Origin of the sequence: Pseudomonas zanjanensis (assembly GCF_014268745.2) — a bacterium.
In the GTDB taxonomy this organism is placed as follows: Bacteria; Pseudomonadota; Gammaproteobacteria; order Pseudomonadales; family Pseudomonadaceae; genus Aquipseudomonas; species Aquipseudomonas zanjanensis.
This window is the reverse complement of the sequence record NZ_JABWRB020000002.1, coordinates 108,976-131,499: the sequence shown is the minus strand read 5'-3', so window position 1 is coordinate 131,499 and position 22,524 is coordinate 108,976. Positions and strand designations below refer to the sequence as shown.

Sequence of the window (22,524 nt, the reverse complement as noted above, 5' to 3'; positions counted from 1 at the left end):
GCTCGCGAAAGCGATTAACCCGTCACACAAATCTCAAGCCGACAACATCCGCCGCAACTCAAGGCAATCCCGCGCATGCCAATCCGTCAGCTCCGGCCATGGATTGTCCGGCAAGTTCACCAACACCGTCCGTGCCCCCGCCGCACGCCCGCAATCCAGGTCGAAGCGGTAGTCGCCCACCATCACCATCGTGTCGGGCGCCACGTTCCAGGCCTCGGCCAGTTTCAACAGGCCACCGGGATGCGGCTTGGGCGGTGCTTCGTCGCGACCCAGCACATCGTCCACCGCGAAACAGTCCGCCAGGCCAATGGCCTCCAGGGTCACGTGGGCCAGCTCACGGGCGTTGCGGGTCAGGATCCCCAGGCGATAGCCGCGCCCGGCCAGCTCGCGCACCAATTCGACCGCGCCCGGCGCAGGCTTGGAGCCCAGCGCCAGGTCCCGCTCGTGTTCCAGCAACCAGGCATGCTTGGCCGTGGCCTCCTCAGCGGGCAACCCTGCCAGGTGAGTGAGGATGTCATCTTCGGCCGGAATCGCCAGGGCCACGCGGATCGCCGCGAAATCATGCACGGCGATGGTCAGCGTGCCATCCATGTCGAACACCCAGTGACGAACCTCGGCCAGGCTCATGCCCAGTCCTTGCGGTGGCGAATCAGGCCTTCCTGGGTGACCGACGCCACCAGTTGCCCAGCGCGATTGAACACGCTGCCACGGGAGAAACCACGGGAATTGCCGGCCCACGGGCTGTCCATGGCGTAGAGCAACCAGTCATCGGCCCGCAGGTCAGCGTGGAACCACAACGCGTGATCGAGGCTGGCGACCTGCATGTCCTTCTGCCACACCGATTTGCCGTGGGGCAGCATCGAGGTGGTCAGCAGGCCGAAGTCCGACGCGTAGGCCAGCAGGTATTTGTGCAGGGCCGGGATGTCGGCCAAGGCGCCATCGGCACGGAACCACACGTATTTCACCGGGTCGGCCGGTTGCGGGTTGTACGGATCTTTCTCGGTGACCGGGCGGACTTCGATCGGCTTGGGGCACAGCAGTTTTTCACGCATGTGCTCGGGCAGCAGGTGCGCGCGCTGCTGGGTCAGCTCCAGCTCGGACGGCAGGTTCTCCGGGCCGACGACTTGCGGCATGGTGCTCTGGTGCTCGAAACCCTGCTCGTCATACTGGAACGAGGCGCTGCAGGTGAAGATCGGGTTGCCCTTCTGGATCGCCGTCACCCGGCGGGTGCTGAAACTGCCACCGTCACGCACCCGGTCCACCTGGTAGACCACCGGCAGCGCGGCATCGCCCGGACGCAGGAAATAACCGTGCATCGAATGCACATGGCGCGCCTCTTCCACGGTCTGGCTGGCCGCTGACAACGACTGGCCCAGTACCTGGCCGCCGAATAGCTGGCGAAACCCCAGGTCCTGGCTGCGACCGCGAAACAGGTTCTCTTCGATCGGTTCCAGGGTCAGCAGGTCGACCAGATCTTCCAACACGTGGCTCATTCAGACTTTCCTCACACAGCGCAAAAACCGCGCAGTCTACGCTGCGGCGGTGGATCGATTGTTGGCCCAGGCCATTGTGGCGGGCATTGTAAACGTCCGTGTCGGCTAACCGTGAAGGGTCTGCAACCATTGCTCACGATTGATGCGATAAAGCACATGGTGACGCAATGGATGATCGACCGCGAGTTTTGGGTGTTCAAAGTCGTCGGTAGGATCATGCTGCATGCCGATGGCCTGCATGACTTTCTGCGACGGCAGGTTATCCACAGCGGTAAACGCCACCACTTCATCCAGCCCCAGACGGTCGAAGGCACAGCGCAGCGCGGTCCACGCCGCTTCGCTGGCATAACCGAGCCCCCAATGCTCGCGCGCCAGGCGCCAGCCGATTTCCACCGCTGGCGTGAACGGCGCGTCGAACCCGACCACGCCCAGCCCGGTAAAGCCAATGAAAGCCCCGGTGTCCTTGCGCTCCAACGCCCACAAGCCAAAACCATGCTCGGCAAAATGCCCGCGCACACGGCCGATCAACGCTGCGCTTTCCAGGCGACTCAAGGGTGCCGGAAAATAACGCATCACTTGCGGATCGGCAGACATGGCCGCAAACGCCGGCAAATCATCGTCGCGCCACTGCCGCAATATCAGCCGTGCGCTTTCCAGTTCCAGTATCGGCTCCATCTTCACTCCCCTCCATGCCCTCAGAGTCTACATCGCTGGTAGGATTCGTGGCTCAATCACCACTGAAAACACCATGCCGCTACCGCTGATCTATCACGAAGACTACAGCCCCGAATTCCCGGCGGAACACCGCTTCCCCATGGACAAGTTTCGCCTGTTGCGCGACCACCTGGTGGAGAGCGGCCTGACCCGCGATGCGGACCTGTTGCGCCCCTCACTGTGTCCGCCGGACATTCTCGCCCTGGCTCACGACCGCGCGTATATCGAGCGCTACATGGGCGGCGAGCTGTCCCGTGAAGACCAACGGCGACTGGGCCTGCCCTGGAGCGAGGCCCTGGCCCGCCGGACGGTGCGCGCCGTCGGCGGTTCGCTCCTGGCCGCCGAGCAAGCCCTCGCACACGGCCTGGCCTGTCATCTGGCCGGCGGTACCCACCACGCCCACTACGACCACCCGGCCGGGTTCTGCATTTTCAACGACCTGGCAGTGATCAGCCGTTATTTCCTGGCCAGCGGCCGGGTGTCGCGGGTGCTGATTTTCGATTGCGATGTGCATCAAGGCGACGGCACCGCTCGAATACTCCATGACACCCCGGACGCCGTGACAGTTTCCTTGCATTGCGAAAAGAATTTTCCCGCACGCAAGGCGCAAAGTGACTGGGACATCCCGCTGCCGATGGGCATGGGCGACGCCGCTTACCTGAACGTGGTGGACGATGCGCTCAACTACCTGCTGCCGCTCTATCAACCGGACCTGGTGTTGTATGACGCCGGCGTCGATGTGCACAAGGATGACGCCCTCGGTTACCTGAAGCTGACGGACGAAGGCCTCGCCGCCCGGGACGAGAGCGTCATGCGCCATTGCCTGGGGCGCGACATCCCGGTGGTTGGAGTGATCGGCGGTGGCTACAGCAAGGATCGCCAGGCCCTGGCCCGCCGCCACGGGATCCTGCACCACAGCGCACAAAGGGTCTGGACGTCATCAGGTTGTCACTGAAACCTGGGCTTTACCCACAATGCCTGTGGAGCGGCCTGTGGATAACCTGAGCGAAACGGCCTACAGGCTATGTTGCCTATAGCTTGCAGAGGCTTGGCTGTTTTTTGATCAGAGTTCTCAAAAACACCTGCATTCCCTTGTGGGAGCGGGCTTGCTCGCGAAGGCGGTGCGCCAGTCGATATTTATGTCACTGGCACACCGCATTCGCGAGCAAGCCCGCTCCCACAGGAATGTGTGCTGGTAGAATGCCTCGCCAATTCCAGCCCCGCAGCCCAGATCATGACCGCGACCGTCCAGCCTTCTACCCCAAACATCGCCATCATCGGCGGCGGCCCCGCCGGCCTGATGGCGGCCGAGGTCTTGAGCCAGGCCGGCCTGAAAGTCGATCTGTACGATGGCATGCCATCGGTAGGCCGCAAATTCCTGCTGGCCGGCGTGGGCGGCATGAACATCACCCACTCCGAAGCCTTCCCGGCCTTCCTGTCCCGCTACGCCGAACGCGCGCCCAACCTCGCGCCACTGCTGCGAACATTCGGGGCGGACGCGTTGTGCACCTGGATCCACGGGCTGGGCATCGACACCTTCGTCGGCAGCTCCGGGCGGGTATTTCCCACCGACATGAAGGCCGCTCCGCTATTGCGCGCCTGGCTCAAGCGCCTGCGCGATGCGGGCGTGGCGATCCACACCCGTCATCGCTGGCTCGGCTGGAACCCCGACGGCAGCTTGCGCATCGCCTCGCCGGAAAGCGAAACAACCTTGCGCCCCCAGGCGACCTTGCTGGCGTTGGGCGGCGGCAGTTGGGCGCGCCTGGGCTCCGATGGCGCCTGGATGCTACCGCTGGAACAACGCGGCGTGGCGCTGGCGCCGTTGCAACCAAGCAACTGCGGGTTCGAGGTCGAGGCCTGGAGCGACTTGATGATCAGCAAATTCGCCGGCGCCCCGCTGAAAAACATCGCCATGGGCCTGAACGACGATGTGCCGCGCCTCGGCGAATGCGTGATCACCGTCACCGGCCTCGAAGGTAGCCTGGTCTATGCCCTGTCGGCGCCCATTCGTGAAGCCATCAACCAGCATGGCCACGCGACTGTTCATCTGGACCTATTGCCGGGCCGGCCTGTGGATAAAATCCTCCAGGCCTTGAACAAACCGCGCGGCTCACGCTCGATGGCCAAGCATTTGCACAGCCAGTTGGGGATCGACGGCGTCAAGGCGGCGCTGCTGCGCGAGCTCACGCCGGCCGAGTGTTTCACTGACCCGGCGCAACTGGCCCAGGCGATCAAGGCCCTGCCGGTCACCCTGGTGAAGCCTCGCCCCCTGGACGAAGCCATCAGCAGCGCCGGTGGCGTGACCTTCGAGGCCCTGGATGAACGCCTGATGCTCAAGCACCTGCCCGGTGTGTTCTGCGCCGGGGAAATGCTCGACTGGGAAGCGCCGACCGGCGGCTACCTGCTCACGGCGTGCTTTGCCAGCGGCCGGGCGGCGGGGTTGGGGATGGTGGAGTGGTTACAGCGCCTGGATTGAAACCTAGGCGCGGCCATCGCGAGCAGGCTCGCTCCCACATTGACGGCGTACACCTATCAACTGTGGGAGCGAGCCTGCTCGCGATAGCGGTTTATCAGATAGAGCAGACCATCAAGGCTTACGCTTACGCGGCCCGGTATTGAACACCGGCACTTTTCGCACAGGCTTGACCGAAGGTTCCACAGGCGCAGCGTCGCCACTGTCCACCCACTTGCCCAGGTTGCGCTTGCCGCCACCCCCGGAGGTTTTCGGTTTCTTCGGCTTTTTCGGCTTCTTGATCACCTGGCCGCTGGCATCGGTGTCCGGCACCCGATGCTCGGGTTCGAAGTCCTGTTCCATCTGCCGAGTCAGCGTCTGACGGGTCAGCATCTCGATGGCCGACAGCAGATTCACTTCGTCGGCGCAGACCAGGGAAATCGCCTGCCCGGTGGCGCCCGCCCGACCGGTACGGCCGATACGGTGGATGTAATCTTCGGCGACGATCGGCAGGTCGAAGTTCACCACCAACGGCAAATCCTCGATGTCCAAGCCACGAGCAGCGACGTCGGTGGCGACCAGTATCTGCACTTCGCTGGCCTTGAAGCGGTCAAGCGCCCGCTGGCGGGTGGCCTGGGGCTTGTCCCCGTGGATGCCGTCGGCGTTGACGCCCAGGCCCTGGAGTTTTTCCACCAGCGCATCGACGCCGTTGCGGGTCTTGGCGAAGACCAGCACCTGCTTCCACTTGTTCTTGCGCATCAGGTGCACGAACAATTCCGCCTTGCGCTTCTTGTCCACCGTCACCACCCATTGCTTGACGGTGTTGGCGGCGACGTTGCGCGGGCTCACTTCGATGCTCAGCGGATCGTTGAGCATCTGCCCGGCCAACAGGCGGATCGCATCGGAAAAGGTCGCCGAGAACAACAGAGTCTGGCGTTTCTTCGGCAGCGCCTTGTAGATATTCGCCAGTTCCTCGGAGAAGCCCAGGTCGAGCATGCGGTCGGCTTCGTCCAGCACCAGGGTCTGCAACTGGTTGAACTTCAGCGCGTTCTGGCGGAACAGATCGAGCAAGCGACCCGGCGTGGCAACCAGCAGGTCGACACCCTTGCGCAACTTCATCATCTGCGGGTTGATGCTGACGCCGCCGTAGACCGCGTAGGTGCTCAGCGGCAGGTTCTGCGCGTACTGACGCACGCTTTCATGGACCTGCTCAGCCAGTTCACGGGTCGGCACCAGGATCAGCGCCCGCACCGAGTTGGCCGCGACCTTCGGCCCTTCAGTGGTCAGCAACTGCAACAGCGGCACCGCAAAACCGGCGGTCTTGCCGGTGCCGGTCTGGGCCGCGGCCATCAGGTCGCGACCGGCGAGTACCGCCGGCATGGCTTGGGCCTGAACCGGGGTCGGGGTCTGGTAGCCGAGCGTCTCGAGGGCGCGCAACAAGGGTTCGATCAGGCCAAGGGTGGCGAAAGTCATGGAAGTACCGTAGGAAAAATCAGCGCAAGGTGTGCAATGCGCGGCAGTTTACCCTAAATCAGGCGGCGGCCGGCGCGGGCTTGGGCTTGCGCCACTGCGGCAAGCCGATCAACACCACGGCACTGATGATCACCAACATCGCCAGGGCCTCCTCCATGCCGATGGTTTCACCGGCAAACACGATGCCCAACAGCACCGCCACGGCCGGGTTGACATAGGCATAACTGGTGGCCGCCGCCGGGCGCACATGCTTGAGCAGGTACATGTAGGCGTTGAAGGCGATGATCGAACCGAAGCCGATCAGGTAGAACAAGGCCAACCAACCTTCCAGCGGCGGCATGCTGTCCAGGTGTTCGCCGCTGGCGAAGCTGCCGATCAACAGCACCACACCGCCTACCAGCATTTCCACGGCACTGGCCATCGCCCCGGCCGGTAACGGCAAATGTTTGCTCAGCACCGAGCCAAAGGCCCAGGACGCCGCCGCGAACACCAGCAGGGTCGCGCCCAACGGGCTGGACTGCAGGTTGGAACCGAGGTTGAGCATGGCGATGCCGATCAATCCCAGCACAATGCCCGCCCATTCCAGACGCGTATTACGCGCGCCCCAGAAATAGCCGCACAACAGAGTAAACAAAGGCACCGTCGCCACCGCCAATGCCGCGACCCCGGACGCCACGCCCGTGTGCTCGGCGACACTCACCGCGCCATTGCCAAAACTGAGCAGCAGCACGCCAATGATCGCCCCGGCCTTCCACTGCGCCCAGGTCGGTGCCGGCGCCCCACGCCAGCGCAGGAAGCCGTACATCAGCGAACCGGCCAGCACAAAACGAATCCCGGCCAGCAGCAACGGCGGCCAATGCTCTACACCGATACGAATCACCAGGTAGGTCGAACCCCAGATGACGTACAAGGCAAAGAAGGCAGCGATCAAGGGCAGGGGAAAACGGCGTGTGCCAGGCATGTTCAACTCGAAGTCAGGACAATGAGAGACGTTATTCTAGAAAGGCGACAGACGGAATTTAAGTTACAAAACCTGTTTATCCAAGCCATACACTTTTCAAAACACGGCGTTCGGCGCTATAAATCGCGCTTTCGAAAGTCACGTCATTTGGAAGCCTACCTGTGGATAAATACGACCGCATGCTGCTCAGTGCCTTGTTGGAAAACGGTCGTGCGTCCTACGCTGAACTGGCCCGCAAAGTGAACCTGTCAGCCCCGGCCGTGGCCGAGCGGGTCAGCAAACTGGAAACCAGCGGCGTCATCACCGGCTATCAAGCCAAGGTCGACATGGCCAAGATCGGCCTGCCGGTGCAGTGCGTCATCGAACTGCGCATGAACCAGCACGGCAACCAGAAGACCTACGACGAACTGTGCAAGATCCCACAACTGACCGAATGCCATCGGGTCACCGGGGACCCGTGCGTGATCATGCAAGCGGCAGTCGGCTCGATGCCCGAGCTGGAAGAATTGATCAACCGCATCGCCAAGTTCGGCTTCAGCAAGACCTCGATCGTGCTGTCCAGCGCCATTGAAAAGCGCGTGCCGTTGGGGCAGTTGGAAGGGAATGGCAAATAGACGGCCCAACACAAGTCAAAACTGTGGGAGCGGGCTTGCTCGCGAATGCGGTGTGTCAGTACGTAAACATGCGACTGACACACCGCATTCGCGAGCAAGCCCGCTCCCACAAGGGTTCTGTGGTGTGTTTAGAACCCGCGATGCCGCTTGAGGTGCTCGCTGATCTTCGCCGCCGGCACCTTCTGCAAACTGCACAGCAGATCATGGGACAACGCCCGCAGCCCGTGCTTTTGCCGCAGCTCCGCAGCCAGGTGCGCGGTGAGGTTGGCGGCCATTTCGGCGTCGGCCATGGCCCGGTGAGCCTGGCCGGTGTGGGGCAAGCCGGCAAACACGTTGAGTGTGCCGAGCTTGTGGTTCGGCGCCGCCGGCATCAAGCGCCGGGCCAGCAACAGTGAGCAGGCAAAACTCTGCAAGCGGGTGCGCTTGATGCGTCCCAGCTCGAAATCCCAGAACTTCTGGTCGAACGCAGCGTTGTGGGCCAGCAGCGGCGTGGTGCCGACAAACTCGTTGACCTCGTTCATGACCTTTTCCGCCGACGGTGCGCTGCGCAACATGGCGTTGCTGATGCCGGTCAGTTGTTCGATGAAGGCTGGGACGCGTACACCGGCATTCATCAGGCTCTGGTAGCGGTCGACGATCCGGCCTTGTTCGAGCATCACCACTGCGATTTCAGTGGCCCGGCAGCTGCTGCTCGGGGTGATGCCGGTGGTTTCAAAGTCGATGACTGCGATGCGTTCCAAACCTTTTGAACTCCGTGAAAATCAATTCTTGAGCAACAACGCGCCTTCGATGGGCACATAGCGACTGGCGGCGCGGATCAGCGAGTTGGCGGTCAACCCCGGCACGCCATAGGCCACGGCCTGGATGCCGTGCTTGTTGATGATGCGTTCGAGCAGCATGTCGAAATCGCCATCGCCGGAGGCCAGCACCACTTCATCGACGTGGTCGGCGGCGTCCATGATGTCCAGCGTGATGCCCACGTCCCAGTCGCCCTTGGCCGAGCCGTCGCTGCGTTGGATGTAGGGCTTGAGCTTCACGATGAAACCCAGGTTGCGCAGGATCTGCTGGAACTGCTGCTGCTTGCTGTCACCGCGATCGATCGCATAGGCGTAGGCCTCGACGATCTGCCCCTGTTTGCTGACATCGGCCCACAGCGCGGCGTAGTTGAAATGGCAACCATAAGCCTGGCGCACGGTGTAATAGAGGTTCTGGACATCGGCGAACACTGCAATTTTTTTCACCGCGTTTCCTCTTGGATGCACACGCAGGCAGACCACCAGGGCCGAAAAGTCGCCCAGTATGCCAGCCAGAGGGATTGTTCCGCGAATAATCGGCCCGAGGCGCCAGGGCGCCCCGGACGAATGGCAGCTCAGACGAAGGAGTCGTCGTCGCCGAAGGAAGATGAATCGTCGGTGTAGTCCGCGTCGCTGAACCCACCCGGGTCATTACCGTAGGCGTCGTTATCGGCCATACGCTGGTCATCGCCCCAACCGCTGTCTGTGGTGTCGCTGACCGGTTGCGCCGGTTCTTCCTTGAGAATCTCGACGATTTCCTGCGGTTGCTGGTTGCTGTGGAACAGGCTGCTGATGCCCTGGGCCAGCATCACGCCACCGGCCACGCCCGCCGCGGTTTTCAGCGCGCCGCCGAGGAAGCTGCCCGCTGCCGGGGCCTGCTGCTGCGGCGCGCCATAATTGCCGGGCGGCGCGCCGAAACCCTGTTGCGCCGGGGCATTGAAGGACGACGGCGCCGGTTCGCGCCAACCACCGCCGCTGGAGGCCGGTGCGCTCGCCGGGCGCGAGTCCCGTGGGCTACCGCCGAAAATACTCGAGAGGAAACCACCGCCACCGCTGGACGCCGGCGCTTGCTTGCGAGCCTGTTGCAGCTCGGCCTGCAACTGCTCGACCTGTTGGGAGAGCTGCCTGTTCTGCTCATCGAGGCGCTTGATCGCGGCCTCCTGCACCAGGATCGCCTGGGCCATGAAATAGCCCGCCGCTGGCTGGCTCGCCAGGTGTTCCTTGATCCGCGCCTCGGCCTGGGCATCGCGCGGGGCTGAATCCTTTTCGGCCTGATGCAGCCGTGAAAACAGTCCATCGATCAGGGTTTGTTCTTCGCTGTTCATGGCGACCTCATTCGATTGCCGGGTAGAAACCATTCCGATCCCGAAGACCGGTGCCCATCAGTAATGGGGCGCGTCGAAAAGCTTTCAATGGTCTTTACCTGATGTTTACGTTTGTTTCTGCGGTCACCTGATGGGTAAAGTGTCGGACCGCTTTTTTTGAACTGCGATACCGACCCATGAATCCGTTAGAAGTACTGCGTGACTCCTTGTATTTTTTCAAGCGCCATCTGGGCCGGATCGCCCAGTTGTGCCTGCCGCTGGTGATACTTGAAGCCGTGCTGCAACAAGGGGTGGACAACGCCCTGGGGGCCGACGGTTTTTCCGGCTACAGCGTAATCGTTGGGTTATTGGTCTATCCGCTGTACACCGCGGCGCTGATTCTGTTCCTCGATGCCCGCAGCCGTGGTGAAGCGCCACGCACGCGAGACCTGCTTGCCGCCGCCCTGCTCCAGTGGCCGCGCTTTGCCTTGCTGACCGCTCTCAACACGTTGCTGATCCTGATCGGCATTTCCTTGTACTTCCTGCCTGGGCTGTGGCTGATGGTCGTCCTGGCCTTCGGTGAATACCTGTTGGTGTTGAAAGGCCTGGCGCCACTGGCCGCCATGAAGGAAAGCGCGCGCCTGAGTCGAGGCCATTTCTGGCGAATCCTGCTCTGCATCCTGGCCGTCATGGTCCCGCTGTGGTTGCTCAAGGGCGCCAGCGTCTCGGTGTATCCGCCGCCGCAGAATCCGTTGATCAGCTTGTTGGTCGACAGCCTCCACAGTTTCCTGCAATTGTTCACCACCGTGGTGTTGTTCCGAATGTTCATGCTGATTGCAGAAAAACCCAAGCCATGACCCGTCTACTGCGCCACGCCTTGCTGGGCCTGCTGTTGGTTGTCGGCATCGGTGCCTTTGCAACCTATGGCCTGACCTGGCGCCCCCAGGCCCGGGAAGCACTGCCCGTCAGTTGCACTGCCAACGCAGCAGCGCTGGCGCCTGGCCAGGCCTTGAAGGTGATGACCTGGAACGTCCAGTTCCTCGCTGGCAAGCGCTACGTGTTCTGGCACGACCTGGCCCAGGGCGACGATGAAAGCCCGACCTTGGAGGACATGGCCTTCAGCCTCGACGAAGTGGCCCGGGTCATACGCGACGAACAACCGGACATCGTCTTGCTCCAGGAACTGGACAAGGGCGCCAAGGCCAGCGATTACCAGGACCAGCTCAAGCTGCTACAGGAACGCTTGGCCGACCTCTATCCGTGCGGCACCAGCGCCTTCGACTGGAAAGCCGACTTCATCCCCAACCCGCGCATCTTCGGCAGTGTCGGCCGGCAACTGGCGACCCTGAGTCGCTACCGCATCGACCATGCCGAACGGGTGCAACTGCCGGTGGCCGACGCCAACTTCATCAGCCGTCAGTTCCAGCCAAAAAACGCTTTGTTGGTGAGTTATCTGGCGCTGAGCGACGGCGGCCAACTGGCGGTGCTCAACACCCATCTGGAACGGGCCACCGAGCCGGACGACACCCTGCCCAAGCAAATCGCCGCCGTCACCAAGGCAGTGGATAAATTCGAATCCGCGGGCACGCCCTGGCTGATCGGTGGCGATTTCAACCTGCTGCCTCTGGGCCAGTACCGGCGCCTGCCGTCCGAGCAGCGCACGCCCTACGCCGCCGACAGCCCGCTGCACCTGCTGTGGGACAAATACCCGATGATCCCCACCAACAACGAAGCCAGCGGCATCGACCGCGAACATTGGCTGACCCACTACCCGAACGACCCCGGCCTCAACGGCCCCGACCGCACCGTCGACTACCTGTTCTACAGCCCGCGGATCAAGCGGGTTGAAGCCCAGGTAAGGCAGGACGATACCTTGCGCATCTCCGATCACTTGCCGGTGATTGCGCGGTTCCTGTTGCCGGCGATGCCGTGATTTGAGCCCCATCACCGAACAACTGTGGGAGCGGGCTTGCTCGCGAATACGGTGGGTCAGTTACATAAATTATTGACTGACACTCCGCATTCGCGAGCAAGCCCGCTCCCACAAAGGTTTTGTCTCGGCCCCAATTACTTGCGCGGCTTGACCCGCGCCGTCGCCTCGGCCACCAGCGGGTCGTCCGGCCAGTAATGCTTGGGATAACGCCCCTTGAGATCCTTTTTCACCTCGGCATAGGTGCTGCGCCAGAAGTTCGCCAAATCCTGGGTCACCTGCACCGGCCGCCGCGCTGGCGACAGCAGGTGCAACTTGACCACCTGCCGGCCGCCGGCAATGCGCGGGGTGTCGGCCAGGCCGAAGAGTTCCTGCAGGCGCACCGCGAGGATCGGTGGATGCTCGCTGTAGTCCAGGCGGATCGACGAACCCGAGGGCACGTTCAAATGGTGCGGCGCCAGTTCATCCAAGCGTTGCGGCAGGGGCCAGGGCAACAGGTTGTGAACGAAGCTCGACACGTCCAGGTTGGCGAAATGGCTGAGGCGCGAGACGCGGCCCAGATACGGCATCAACCAATGCTCGAGGCTGTCCAGCAAGGCGCCGTCGCTGACGTCTGGCCATTCGCTCTCGCCCTTGGCGCCCAGGTCCATGCGCCGCAGCAGCGCCACCCGCGCCTGCCATTGCCGCAGTTCCGGGGTCCAGGGCAATAATTCCAGGCCCTTGCGCCGCACCAGGTTCACCAAGGCCTGGCTACGGGCTGACTCATCCAGGCCGGTCAGCGGTTCGCGGCTGAGCACCAGCTCGCCGACCTTGCGCTGGCGCTCGGCCCGCAGCACGCCTTCGCGCTCGTCCCAATCCAGTTGGTCCACGGTGCGCACTTGCTCGGCCAGCACCGAATCGAACAGCGTCGGGTCGAAATCCGTCGCCAGATAGATTCGCTCTTCGCGCTGGCCCTGGCGGCTGCCCAGGTCGGCGATCACCAGCCACGCTTGTTTCATCAGGCTGTCAGCCTCGGCAAACAGCGCCGCACGACCATTGGCCAAACGATATTCCGCGCCGCCGGGCCGGCGCTGCTGGGCGACACGGTCCGGGTAGGCCAATGCCAGCAAGGCGCCGAGCCAGCGCGGATGATCGGGATCGGCCACGGCTTCTTCGGCCTTGCCCCGCAGGTAGCCGCGATACTGCCGAGCCAATTGCCGGGCCCGTTGCACCCCACCTTGGGCGCCCCGCGCGGCGCGTTCTTCGCCCGACAGCAAGGCCAGGCGACTGTGCAAGTCCGCGCCGGCACCACGGAGAATGTCGCGCTCGCCCAACAGTGCGGCGACATTGCAGGCCATGTCTGCCAGGCCCAGCGCCTGGCCGCGCAACAGCAGATGGGCGATACGTGGGTGGGCCGGCAGTTCGGCCATGGCCTGGCCGTGGCGGGTCAGTTGCTCCCCCTCCAGCGCGCCCAGGCGTTGCAGCAGGTCTTGGGCCTGGGCATACGCAGCGGCAGGCGGAACGTCGAGCCAGACCAGTTGCTGCGGCGTCACGCCCCAGCGCCCCAGTTGCAGGGCCAACCCGGCCAGGTCCGCCGACAGAATCTCCGCGCTGCCGTAAGCGGCCAATTGTTCATGCTGGTCTTCGGACCACAACCGGTAACACACACCCGGTTCCAGGCGCCCAGCACGACCGGCCCGCTGGGTGGCGCTGGCCCGGGAAATGCGCTGGGTGTCGAGACGGGTCATGCCGCTGCCCGGGTCGAAACGCGGCACGCGGGCCAGTCCGGCGTCGATCACCACCCGCACGCCGTTGATGGTCAGGCTGGTCTCGGCGATGTTGGTGGCCAACACCACTTTGCGCTGGCCGGGGGGCGCCGGGTCGATGGCGGCGCGTTGGGCGGCGAGGTCCAGTTCGCCGTGCAACGGACAGAGCAACACATTGCCGCCCTCACCCAAGGCCTCGGCCAGTTGCTGATGCACCCGGCGAATCTCCGCCTGCCCGGGCAAGAACACCAGGACGCTGCCGGTTTCATCGTGCAGGGCGTCGAGCACGGTCTGCACCAGGCGCGGCTCGATGAACTCGCCGGGCTGGAACGGCCGCCCCCAGCGCACCGTCACCGCAAACATGCGGCCTTCGCTGCGCAGGATCGGCGCGTCGCCCAGCAACCCGGCCAGGCGCTCGCCTTCCAGGGTGGCGGACATCAACAGGATCTTCAGCGGCTGGTCGTCGCGAAACAACTCCCGACCGTTGAGGCTCAAGGCCAGGGCCAGGTCGGCGTCGAGGCTGCGTTCATGGAATTCATCGAAAATCAGCAGCCCCACGCCTTCCAGCGCCGGGTCGTCCTGCAAGCGGCGGGTGAGAATGCCTTCGGTGACCACTTCGATGCGGGTCTTGGGCCCGACCTTGCTGTCGAGGCGAATCCGGTAGCCGACCGTCTCGCCGACCTTTTCCCCCAGTTCGCTGGCCAGCCGTTCGGCCGCCGCCCGTGCCGCCAGGCGCCGGGGTTCGAGCATCAGGATGGTCTGTCCGGCCAGCCACGGCTCGTTCAGCAAGGCCAGGGGAACACGGGTGGTTTTACCGGCACCGGGCGGCGCTTCGAGCACGGCTTCGTGGCGCGAGGCCAAGGCTTGGCGCAGGGCGGGTAAAACTTCATCAATCGGCAAAGAAATCATGCTGGCTCCAAAACAGAGGGCCGAGTATAACGGCGAACTGTTTAGCGTGGTCTGGACTCCAACCAGCAACGCCCCTACCTGTTCAGGAGATTGCTATGCGTATTCCCTTTCGCGTGATCGGTGGCGTCCTGGTCGCCACCCTGCTGACCCAGATCAGCGCCTGTGGCTCGATCTTCTACCCGGACCGTCGCGGCCAGATCGACGGCAAGATCGACCCGGCCATCGCCGCCCTCGATGCCGTCGGCCTGCTGTTCTACATCATCCCCGGCCTGATCGCGTTCGCCGTGGACTTTGCCACCGGTGCCATTTATTTCGAACCGGGCCGCAGCGTCCAGATCGAGCCCGAGAAGCTCAAGCCGGCCATCAACCCCGATGGCACCGTCAATAACCAAAAACTGCAGGCGATCCTGGAACGCGAACTGGGCCGCAGCTTTCCGTTGGACGATCCGCGCCTGATCCAACACAAGGGCAGCGCACAACAACTGGCTGCCCTCGGTCTCAAACCGGCCGCATGACCGACGCGACTGAAGGAACGACCGCGCCATGACCACCAGCACCGAACACGCTCGCCTGTTGCGCCTGGCCACCCGGGCGTCGGTGGCCGTGGCACTGACATTGATTGTCGCCAAGGCCTTCGCCTGGTGGCTCAGCGGTTCGGTGAGCATGCTTGCCGGCCTGACCGACTCGGCGCTGGACGGCGTCACCTCGCTGCTCAATCTGCTGGCGGTGCATTACGCCTTGCGTCCCGCCGACGATGACCATCGCTACGGTCACGGCAAGGCCGAATCCCTGGCGGGCATGGCCCAGGCGCTGTTTATCGGCGGCAGTGCGGTACTGATCGCCTTGCAGGCCTTCGAACGCCTGAAGGAGCCGGTGCCGGTGGACGCGCCCTGGCTCAGCGTCGGTGTGATCGTGTTTTCCCTGGTGCTGACCTTGGCGCTGCTGGCGTTGCAGCATCGGGTCATCCGCGCCACCGGCTCCAACGCCGTGCGCGCCGACTCGCTGCACTATCGCTCGGACCTGTTGCTCAACGGCAGCATCCTGGTGGCGCTGGTACTGGCAGGGTTGGGCTGGTATCAACTCGACGCCTGGTTCGGCCTGGGGATCGCGGCGTACATCCTGTGGAGCGCCATCCAGATCGCCCGGGAAAGCTTCGCCGTGCTGATGGATGAAGAACTGCCGCCCGACGTCAGCCAGCGCATGCTGGAACTGGCCTGCGCGGTGCCCGGCGTGCTCGGCGCCCATGACCTGCGCACGCGGGTCTCCGGCAACCACTGGTTCGTGCAGCTGCACTTGGAGCTGCCGGGGGAACTGACCCTGTCAGTGGCCCACGGCATCAGCGACCAGGCCGCCGATGCGATCCACCGCGCTTATCCGAAAGCCGAAGTGCTGGTGCATGCCGATCCGTCGGAAGTGGTGAAACGCGCCAGCGCTTGATGTCGAACACCGTGGCGAGGGAGCTTGCTCCCGCTGGCCTGCGCAGCAGGCCCAGGATTTTGCGGTCGCTGCGCAACCGAGCGGGAGCAAGCTCCCTCGCCACAAGAGCGGCCTCCCAACAGAACTCAGTACGTCACCTGATACCCACGACTGCTCAAGCAACTGCCTTGGGCTTGGCGATAGGTCTGCACCACTTCCGGTGCCGGTGGGTAGGTGTAGTTGCGCGGGTCGAAACCACTCTGCTGCACTGCCCAGCGATAGCAGTCGTAGCCATCCTGATTGACCTGTTCGGGCGGCTGGCCGTTGGCGGGATAGGCCACTACGTCGAAACTGTTGCCCTGGGGTTGCGGCTGCGGGTTGGCGGCCGGCGCATCGACCACGACGTAATCCTGGGTGTTGGCTTCGTAGATGTAATAAGCGCCGGCAGCGAGGAAGAACAGCGAGCTGCCGATCCACACTTCCCTGGCGTAATCGGGCAAGTAACGGGTACGGATGCCCCGCGGTGGCGCGACCACGACATAACGCGGCCCTTGCGGGCGATACCAGTAGCCGCCCGAGTAGAAATAATCCTGGCCGCGATAGGGCACACGGTAGTTGCGATCCGGGAAACGGTCGATCACATAACCCGGACGGTACTGCGGCCCAGGGCCCCAACCGTTGCCATGCCCACCCGGCCGACCGGGCCAAGGCTGATCGGGACGGCCGTCATGGTCGGGTCGCGGACCTGCGTTCGGATAACCATCATTGCGCCGTGGGATATCGCGATAGTAGCCCGGTTGCGGTTCACGGGTCTGGGTCACGCTGTCGGGCCGACCCTGGATCGGCAGGTGGTTGCCAGGTTGCGGCTGCGGCGGCCGCCCATGAACGTTAGGGTCCTGGGGCGGACGATCGTAGTGCTGTCCGCCTGGGTCATGCGGCTTGACCTCGAACTGACGACTGTTGTCGCCCCGAATGATCTCGTTGCCCTGCGGCCGTGGCTGGCCTGAGTAACCCTGGCCGTTGCCGCCACGACCGTCCTGCCCGCGACCGCCGTCCGGGCCGCCACGGTTTTGCTGATCGTCGGCCATTCCCTGCGCACTGACACTTGCCCACAACAGACCAACACCTGCCAAACGCCAGATGCGCGACTTCATGAAATTCCTCACAACGGTTCAAGGCCTGATGATAAGACTGAGAAAGCCCAGGCCGGTTCTGCGACAGATTATCAGCCACGGGGTTTATTTCGCAGGCATTAAAAAAGGGAGGCCCGTCGGCCTCCCCTTGAGAATTTCGTCCGTGCGCGACGCTTATGACGTCGGCTCACCTCACGCCGTCTTCTGGACGGTGTGCAGCTCGGGGGCCTGCCAGTACCGGTGGGTACTGCGGCCGCAGCCGGCCTGATTGGGCGGGCTGCACTGGACTGTTTGTCCGAGCAGTGATCTTGGTGATAAGCATAAGCCTGGGGTGCCGATAGATGATTGCGAAGATTGCGGAAATAAACATCACTTGCGCAATTTTTAACCCCGGATAGATAATCCGCCGCAATTATCAAGATAAAGGCCCGACCGATGAGCAAACTCGACCGTTACGACCTGAGCATTCTGGCGGAATTGCAACGTGACGCGCGCATCTCCAACCAGGAACTGGCCGAACGCATTGGCCTGTCGCCCTCCCCCTGCTCACGGCGGGTCAAGCAGTTGGAGGATGACGGCTACATCACCCGCCAGGTCGCCCTGCTCGACCGCAAGCTGCTCGGCCTGAGCCTGACGGCTTATGTGCTGATCGGCATGGACCGCCACACTCCCGAGCGTTTCGAGAACTTCGAAGCCGCCATCCGCAACCTGCCACAAGTGCTGGAGTGCAGCCTGGTCACCGGCATGGACGCCGACTACCAGCTCAAAGTGGTGGTGCCGGACATGGACCATTACCAGAAACTGCTGCTGGGGCACCTGACCCGGATCGATGGCGTTACCAGCGTGCGTTCGAGTTTTGTGCTGAACCAGGTGCTTAACAGCACTGAACTGCCGTTGACGCATCTGCGTAGCTGACCGCTTTCATGCTCTACACAGTTTTCCTGTGGGAGCGGGCTTGCTCGCGAAGACGACGGCACACTCAACATTTTTGCTGTTTGACAGACCGCTTTCGCGAGCAAGCCCGCTCCCACAGTCAATTTGGCACTGCTGAATCCGGGTTCACGATGAATAGCTGCGACACACCGCCGCAGGCCAATCCTCCACCCGCCCCCCATGCCTTATACTCGCCGCGCCTTTTCAATCCCGCCCACGCCGGAGTGTCCTGATGGATCCTGCTGTCTTCGAAGAGTGGATGATGACCGGCCTGGTCAGCATCCTGATCATTTTCATGGGCTTCATCGTCTGGGACCTGGCGAAGAAGTCCAAGGCCGGGCGTTTTGGCTCGTTCATCCTGTTTTTCGTGCTGGGCCTCGGCGTGGCGGCGTTCATCATCAAAAGCGTGGTGATCGGCCTGATCGAATCCGGCGCGTTATAAGCGCGCCGGGACTTCTTTCCACTGGCCCTGGTCGAGCCCTTCGAGTGTCCAGTCGCCGATCCTGACCCGCACCAGGCGCAGTGTCGGCAAGCCCACTGCGGCAGTCATCCGCCGCACTTGGCGATTGCGCCCTTCGCGGATCACCAATTCCAACCAACTCGTCGGCACGCTTTTACGAAAACGCACCGGCGGGTTGCGTGGCCACAATTGCGGTTCGTCCAATGGGCGCGCCTCGGCCGGCAACGTCATGCCGTCGTTCAACTCCACGCCATCACGCAAACGCTGCAACTGTTCAGCGCTCGCCTCACCCTCGACCTGCACCCAATAGGTCTTGGCCAATTTGTGCTTGGGGTCGGCAATACGCGCCTGCAACTGCCCATCGTTAGTCAGCAACAGCAAGCCTTCGCTGTCCCGGTCCAGGCGTCCGGCCGGGTAGATGCCCGGTATGTCGATAAAATCCTTGAGCGTCGCCCGCCCCTCACCGTCACTGAATTGCGTCAGCACATCGAAGGGTTTGTTGAACAGGATCAGCTTCGGCTCGGCCGGCGGAGCCTTGGCCACACGGCGCGGTGCGGCGATTGCAGGCTTCGCGCCAGGGCGACGGGAAGCAGGGCGTGGCGGACGGGGCATGGCAAATACAACATCTAACGGTCAGGGCCGACCATGCTAGTGGCCCGACCGTTAAATAACCACCATCCCCCTTCAACAGGACATCAGCGGAACGGCGGCTCGTCGAAGCTGCGCAGCTTGCGTGAGTGCAACGAGTTGAGTTCGGTGCGCAGCAGGTCCAACGCCGCGATGCCGATTTTCAGGTGCTGGTTGACCGCTCGCTCATAGAACGCGTTGGCCGAGCCCGGCAATTTGATCTCGCTGTGCAACGGTTTGTCCGAGACGCACAGCAACGTGCCATAGGGCACCCGCAGGCGATAACCCTGGGCGGCGATGGTGCCGCTTTCCATGTCCACCGCCACGGCGCGGGACAGGTTGATCAGCGGCCGTTCCTGGGCCCAGCGCAATTCCCAGTTGCGGTCGTCGTAGGTCAGCACGGTGCCGGTGCGCAGGCGTTTTTTCAGCTCGTCGCCCTTCTCGCCAGTGATGTTCGCCGCGGCCTGCTGAAGCGCCATCTGCACTTCGGCCAGGGCTGGAATCGGAATATTCGGCGGCACCACCCGGTCGAGGATCCCGTCGCGGCGCATGTAGGCGTGGGCCAGCACGTAGTCGCCGATGGTCTGGGACTGCCGCAGCCCGCCGCAATGGCCGATCATCAGCCAGCAATGCGGGCGCAGCACGGCCAGGTGATCGGTGATGTTCTTGGCGTTGGACGGGCCGACACCGATGTTCACCAGCGTCACGCCATGGCCGTCGCTGGCCTGCAAGTGATAGGCCGGCATCTGGTAGCGGTGCCAGACCACGCCGGCAGCGATGGCCGACGCTTCGCTGTGCTCCATGTTCTTGTCGATGATCACGTTACCCGGCAGGACCATGCGCACGAAACGCGGGTCGCTGCGCAGTTGCTCCAGGCCATGGACGATGAACTGGTCGACGTAGCGGTGGTAGTTGGTCAGCAGGATCCACGGCTGCACATGGCGCCAGTCGCTGCCGGTGTAATGCACCAGCCGGCGCAGGGAAAAGTCCACCCGCGCGGCGTCGAACAGCGCCAGGGGCAGCGGGTCGGTGTTTTCCCAATCATAGAGGCCGTCGGCGATGCCATCGGTGGCGGCCGACAGGTCTGTGCTGGGGAATACCCGCGCCAGCACGGCGGCGGTCACACCGGAGCCGGCCAGTTCGTCGCCTTGCTCCACCACGTACGGGTACGGAATGTTCTGCTCGCTGACCCCCACTTCCACGGTGACGGTAAAGTCGTGCATCAGCGGGACCAGCTGTTCCAGCAGATATTTACGGAACGCGGCGGGATGAGTGACGGTGACGCTGTAGGTGCCGGGCAACTGGACCTTGGCATAGGCACGCGTGGTTTGCGGGACTTCACCGTGGCAGTGATAGGTCAGGCGCAGGGCGGGATAACGAAACAATGCACGCTGCTCGGCATCCGGCTCGACGCGGTCCTTGAGATACCGCATCAGCGCCTGGTTCAGCGCGGTGGTCGCACGCTCGTGCAGGGCCGCCAGACGATCCACGGCTTGTTCGGCGGTTTGAACGACAATAAACGCTTCGGTCACGATCAGCTTCCTGTGTTCTGACTTGCAGGTCTTCATCTTGCCTGCATCGCCGCCCGACGGGAACAGTGGCGTACTTAGATGTTGCGTACGACTCAGGGCCACTGTGTGCGAGCCTGCTCGCGAAAGCGGTGTATCAGTCACTACAAATGCTGGATGGGCCGACGCTTTCGCGAGCAAGCCCGCTCCCACAAGGTTCGGTGGCGTACTCCGATGCTGTGTACCACCTCAGGTCCACTGTGGGAGCGAGCCTGCTCGCGAAAGCGGTGTATTAGCCACCACACATGCTGAATGGGCCGACGTCTTCGCGAGCAGGCTCGCTCCCACAGGGGCCTGTGCCGACCTGAGTCTTCTTAAAAGCCGTGCGGGGTCGAGCGGGCGACGATGGCCTCGACATTCAAGCCCCTCGGCAAGGCACCGTACACCCGGCCGGTCGAACCCAGGCGGCTGGCGATGAACGCATCGCTGACTTCGCTATTGCCCGCTTCGAGCAACAGCTTGGCTTGCAGGCCCACGGCGATGTCTTCGGTCAATTGTCGGGCGCGGTACTGGATGTCGTCGGTGTCCTTGAATGCGGCGTGCAATTGGTCGATATGGCGGGCCAGGCGCTTGTCGCCGTGGCCGTCGCCCAACTCATTGAACAATATCTCCAATACACCGGGTTCCTTGGACAAGGCGCGCAACACATCGAGGCACTGCACATTACCGGAACCCTCCCACGTCGAGTTGACCGGTGCCTCCCGGTACAGGCGCGGCAGGATGCTGTCCTCGACGTAGCCAGCGCCGCCCATGCATTCGGCGGCTTCGTTGATCATCGCGGGGGCGCGCTTGCAGATCCAGTACTTGCCCACCGCCGTCACCAGCCGGGCGAACTTGGCCTCGTGCTCATCGTTCAAGTGGTCCAGCGCCCGGCCCATGCGCAGGCTCAGGGCCAGGGCGGACTCGCTTTCCAGCGCCAGGTCCGCCAGGACATTTTGCATCAGCGGCTGTTCGCTCAACAGCTTGCCACCGACCTTGCGGTGCGCGCAGTGATGGCTGGCCTGGGTCAGCGCCTGGCGCATCAGCGCGCTGGAACCGACCATGCAATCGAAGCGGGTCATGGCGACCATCTCGATAATCGTCGGCACGCCTCGGCCCTCCTCACCGACCATCCAGGCCAGGGCGCCACGGAACTCGACTTCGCTGGAGGCGTTGGAACAGTTGCCCAGTTTGTTCTTCAAGCGCTGGATGTAGAACTGATTGCGCGTGTCGTCGGGGCGATGGCGCGGCAGCAGGAAACAGGTCAGGCCCTTGTCGGTCTGGGCCAAGGTGAGGAAGGCGTCGCACATCGGCGCCGAACAGAACCATTTGTGGCCCACCAGTTCATAGGCCTGGCCCGGGCCGCTGGCGCCCACCGGATAGGCCTTGGTGGTGTTGGCGCGTACATCGGTGCCGCCCTGTTTTTCGGTCATCGCCATGCCCAGGGTCACCCCGGCCTTGTGGGCCATGCCGACGTTGCGCGGGTCGTATTCGGTGGCCAGCACCTTCGGCACCCAGCGCTCGGCCAGGTCCGGCTGCAAGCGCAGCGCCGGCACGCTGGCAAACGTCATGGTCAGCGGGCAACCGGTGCCGGCTTCGGCCTGGCTGTGCAGGTAGGTCATCGAGGCGCGGGCGACATGCGCACCCGGCTGTGGCTGGGCCCAGGGCAAACTGGGCAGGCCATGTTCAATGGCGGTGCGCATCAACTGGTGATAAGCGGGATGGAATTCCACCAGGTCGATGCGATGGCCATAACGGTCATGGCTGGAGAACACCGGCTTGTTCTGGTTGGCGAGGAAGCCTGCTTCCATCAACGGCCCACCGGCCAGCGCCCCATACGCATCGATCCGCGCCTGCGCCCAACCAGCGCCAAAGCGCTGCGACCACTGTTGCAGCGGCAGGTCGATGCGGTACAGGTTGGCGCCATCCAGGGACGGCGGCTGATTGGTGACGTCGTGGGTTTCAGCGAACTGATGCAGGTTCATGACAGGGCTCCTCGATCGGCAGGGATTCAGTTAA

At 63.3% G+C, this 22,524-nt stretch carries 22 protein-coding genes; 9 read left to right on the top strand and 13 right to left on the bottom strand.

All coding sequences use genetic code 11. The features are described from left to right. Nucleotides 1–33 precede the first annotated feature (33 nt). The 3 genes from HU715_RS16370 to HU715_RS16360 all read right to left on the bottom strand — a co-directional run bounded on the left by HU715_RS16370 (nucleotide 34) and on the right by HU715_RS16360 (nucleotide 2,168). Nucleotides 34–627 (bottom strand): HAD family hydrolase, encoded by a 594-nt coding sequence (locus HU715_RS16370; protein WP_186706538.1) that lies wholly within the window; start codon nucleotides 625–627, stop codon nucleotides 34–36. Next, nucleotides 624–1,493 (bottom strand): acyl-CoA thioesterase II, encoded by an 870-nt coding sequence (tesB, locus tag HU715_RS16365; protein ID WP_039594097.1) that lies wholly within the window; start codon nucleotides 1,491–1,493, stop codon nucleotides 624–626. Before tesB ends, HU715_RS16370 begins: the two co-directional genes overlap by 4 nt. A 105-nt stretch (nucleotides 1,494–1,598) precedes the next feature. Further along, a complete protein-coding gene (locus HU715_RS16360) occupies nucleotides 1,599–2,168 on the bottom strand; it encodes a GNAT family N-acetyltransferase (protein ID WP_186706539.1) in 570 nt (189 codons plus the stop codon). Nucleotides 2,169–2,241: 73 nt separating this feature from the next. Between HU715_RS16360 and HU715_RS16355 the strand changes: the two genes are divergently transcribed. Further along, entirely contained in the window at nucleotides 2,242–3,162 is a 921-nt protein-coding gene (locus HU715_RS16355) for a histone deacetylase family protein (RefSeq protein ID WP_186706540.1), read from the top strand. 279 nt (nucleotides 3,163–3,441) lie between these two features. Next, the gene (locus HU715_RS16350) at nucleotides 3,442–4,683 is read left to right on the top strand and encodes a TIGR03862 family flavoprotein (RefSeq protein ID WP_186706541.1); all 1,242 of its coding nucleotides are present in this window, start codon (nucleotides 3,442–3,444) and stop codon (nucleotides 4,681–4,683) included. Nucleotides 4,684–4,794: 111 nt separating this feature from the next. Here the strand turns inward: HU715_RS16350 and rhlE1 are convergent, their stop codons facing one another. Together rhlE1 and yedA are read right to left on the bottom strand one after the other, a co-directional pair. Further along, nucleotides 4,795–6,132 (bottom strand): RNA helicase RhlE1, encoded by a 1,338-nt coding sequence (gene rhlE1 / locus HU715_RS16345; RefSeq protein WP_186706542.1) that lies wholly within the window; start codon nucleotides 6,130–6,132, stop codon nucleotides 4,795–4,797. 58 nt (nucleotides 6,133–6,190) lie between these two features. Beyond that, nucleotides 6,191–7,093, bottom strand: a complete 903-nt coding sequence (gene yedA / locus HU715_RS16340) for a drug/metabolite exporter YedA (RefSeq protein WP_186706543.1) — start codon at nucleotides 7,091–7,093, stop codon at nucleotides 6,191–6,193. Nucleotides 7,094–7,254: 161 nt separating this feature from the next. Between yedA and HU715_RS16335 the strand changes: the two genes are divergently transcribed. After that, nucleotides 7,255–7,707, top strand: a complete 453-nt coding sequence (locus HU715_RS16335) for an Lrp/AsnC family transcriptional regulator (RefSeq protein ID WP_053125600.1) — start codon at nucleotides 7,255–7,257, stop codon at nucleotides 7,705–7,707. A gap of 128 nt (nucleotides 7,708–7,835) precedes the next feature. Here HU715_RS16335 and HU715_RS16330 read toward each other — a convergent pair whose 3' ends face one another. The 3 genes from HU715_RS16330 to HU715_RS16320 form a co-directional block, all read right to left on the bottom strand. Then, on the bottom strand, nucleotides 7,836–8,447 hold the full coding sequence (locus HU715_RS16330) for a 3'-5' exonuclease (protein WP_186706544.1): 612 nt from the start codon (nucleotides 8,445–8,447) through the stop codon (nucleotides 7,836–7,838). A gap of 21 nt (nucleotides 8,448–8,468) precedes the next feature. Continuing rightward, entirely contained in the window at nucleotides 8,469–8,948 is a 480-nt protein-coding gene (locus HU715_RS16325; RefSeq protein WP_053125603.1) for a LabA-like NYN domain-containing protein, read from the bottom strand. Nucleotides 8,949–9,076: 128 nt separating this feature from the next. Next, nucleotides 9,077–9,826 (bottom strand): DUF2076 domain-containing protein, encoded by a 750-nt coding sequence (locus tag HU715_RS16320; protein ID WP_186706545.1) that lies wholly within the window; start codon nucleotides 9,824–9,826, stop codon nucleotides 9,077–9,079. A 176-nt stretch (nucleotides 9,827–10,002) separates the two neighbouring features. On the opposite strand from HU715_RS16320, the gene HU715_RS16315 reads away from it, so the two are divergent. Together HU715_RS16315 and HU715_RS16310 are read left to right on the top strand one after the other, a co-directional pair. Further along, a complete protein-coding gene (locus tag HU715_RS16315) occupies nucleotides 10,003–10,662 on the top strand; it encodes a YciC family protein (protein ID WP_186706546.1) in 660 nt (219 codons plus the stop codon). After that, on the top strand, nucleotides 10,659–11,738 hold the full coding sequence (locus HU715_RS16310; protein WP_186706547.1) for an endonuclease/exonuclease/phosphatase family protein: 1,080 nt from the start codon (nucleotides 10,659–10,661) through the stop codon (nucleotides 11,736–11,738). Before HU715_RS16315 ends, HU715_RS16310 begins: the two co-directional genes overlap by 4 nt. A 134-nt stretch (nucleotides 11,739–11,872) precedes the next feature. On the opposite strand, the gene hrpB is transcribed toward HU715_RS16310, so the two are convergent. Beyond that, a complete protein-coding gene (gene hrpB / locus HU715_RS16305) occupies nucleotides 11,873–14,389 on the bottom strand; it encodes an ATP-dependent helicase HrpB (RefSeq protein ID WP_186706548.1) in 2,517 nt (838 codons plus the stop codon). Nucleotides 14,390–14,484: 95 nt separating this feature from the next. Here hrpB and pmcY point away from each other — a divergent pair, with 95 nt between their 5' ends. Together pmcY and HU715_RS16295 are read left to right on the top strand one after the other, a co-directional pair. Next, nucleotides 14,485–14,904, top strand: coding sequence for a periplasmic Zn2+ metallochaperone PmcY (pmcY, locus tag HU715_RS16300; RefSeq protein ID WP_053125612.1), 420 nt, complete (start codon nucleotides 14,485–14,487; stop codon nucleotides 14,902–14,904). A gap of 28 nt (nucleotides 14,905–14,932) precedes the next feature. Continuing rightward, nucleotides 14,933–15,826, top strand: coding sequence for a cation diffusion facilitator family transporter (locus HU715_RS16295; protein ID WP_186706549.1), 894 nt, complete (start codon nucleotides 14,933–14,935; stop codon nucleotides 15,824–15,826). A gap of 125 nt (nucleotides 15,827–15,951) precedes the next feature. On the opposite strand, the gene HU715_RS16290 is transcribed toward HU715_RS16295, so the two are convergent. Next, nucleotides 15,952–16,959, bottom strand: coding sequence for a DUF6515 family protein (locus tag HU715_RS16290; protein WP_186706550.1), 1,008 nt, complete (start codon nucleotides 16,957–16,959; stop codon nucleotides 15,952–15,954). Nucleotides 16,960–17,373: 414 nt separating this feature from the next. Between HU715_RS16290 and HU715_RS16285 the strand changes: the two genes are divergently transcribed. Beyond that, entirely contained in the window at nucleotides 17,374–17,853 is a 480-nt protein-coding gene (locus HU715_RS16285; RefSeq protein WP_003185723.1) for an Lrp/AsnC family transcriptional regulator, read from the top strand. Nucleotides 17,854–18,103: 250 nt separating this feature from the next. Further along, nucleotides 18,104–18,313 carry a DUF2788 domain-containing protein gene (locus HU715_RS16280; RefSeq protein ID WP_003228500.1) on the top strand — a complete coding sequence of 70 codons (210 nt, stop codon included), beginning with the start codon at nucleotides 18,104–18,106 and terminating at the stop codon, nucleotides 18,311–18,313. On the opposite strand, the gene HU715_RS16275 is transcribed toward HU715_RS16280, so the two are convergent. The 3 genes from HU715_RS16275 to HU715_RS16265 form a co-directional block, all read right to left on the bottom strand. Then, on the bottom strand, nucleotides 18,308–18,874 hold the full coding sequence (locus HU715_RS16275) for a pseudouridine synthase (protein WP_186706610.1): 567 nt from the start codon (nucleotides 18,872–18,874) through the stop codon (nucleotides 18,308–18,310). The genes HU715_RS16280 and HU715_RS16275 overlap by 6 nt on opposite strands. A 152-nt stretch (nucleotides 18,875–19,026) precedes the next feature. Beyond that, nucleotides 19,027–20,526, bottom strand: coding sequence for an AMP nucleosidase (gene amn / locus HU715_RS16270; protein ID WP_186706611.1), 1,500 nt, complete (start codon nucleotides 20,524–20,526; stop codon nucleotides 19,027–19,029). 314 nt (nucleotides 20,527–20,840) lie between these two features. Next, nucleotides 20,841–22,490: an acyl-CoA dehydrogenase family protein gene (locus HU715_RS16265; RefSeq protein ID WP_186706551.1), complete on the bottom strand. Its 1,650-nt coding sequence runs from the start codon at nucleotides 22,488–22,490 to the stop codon at nucleotides 20,841–20,843. Nucleotides 22,491–22,524: the final 34 nt, after the last annotated feature.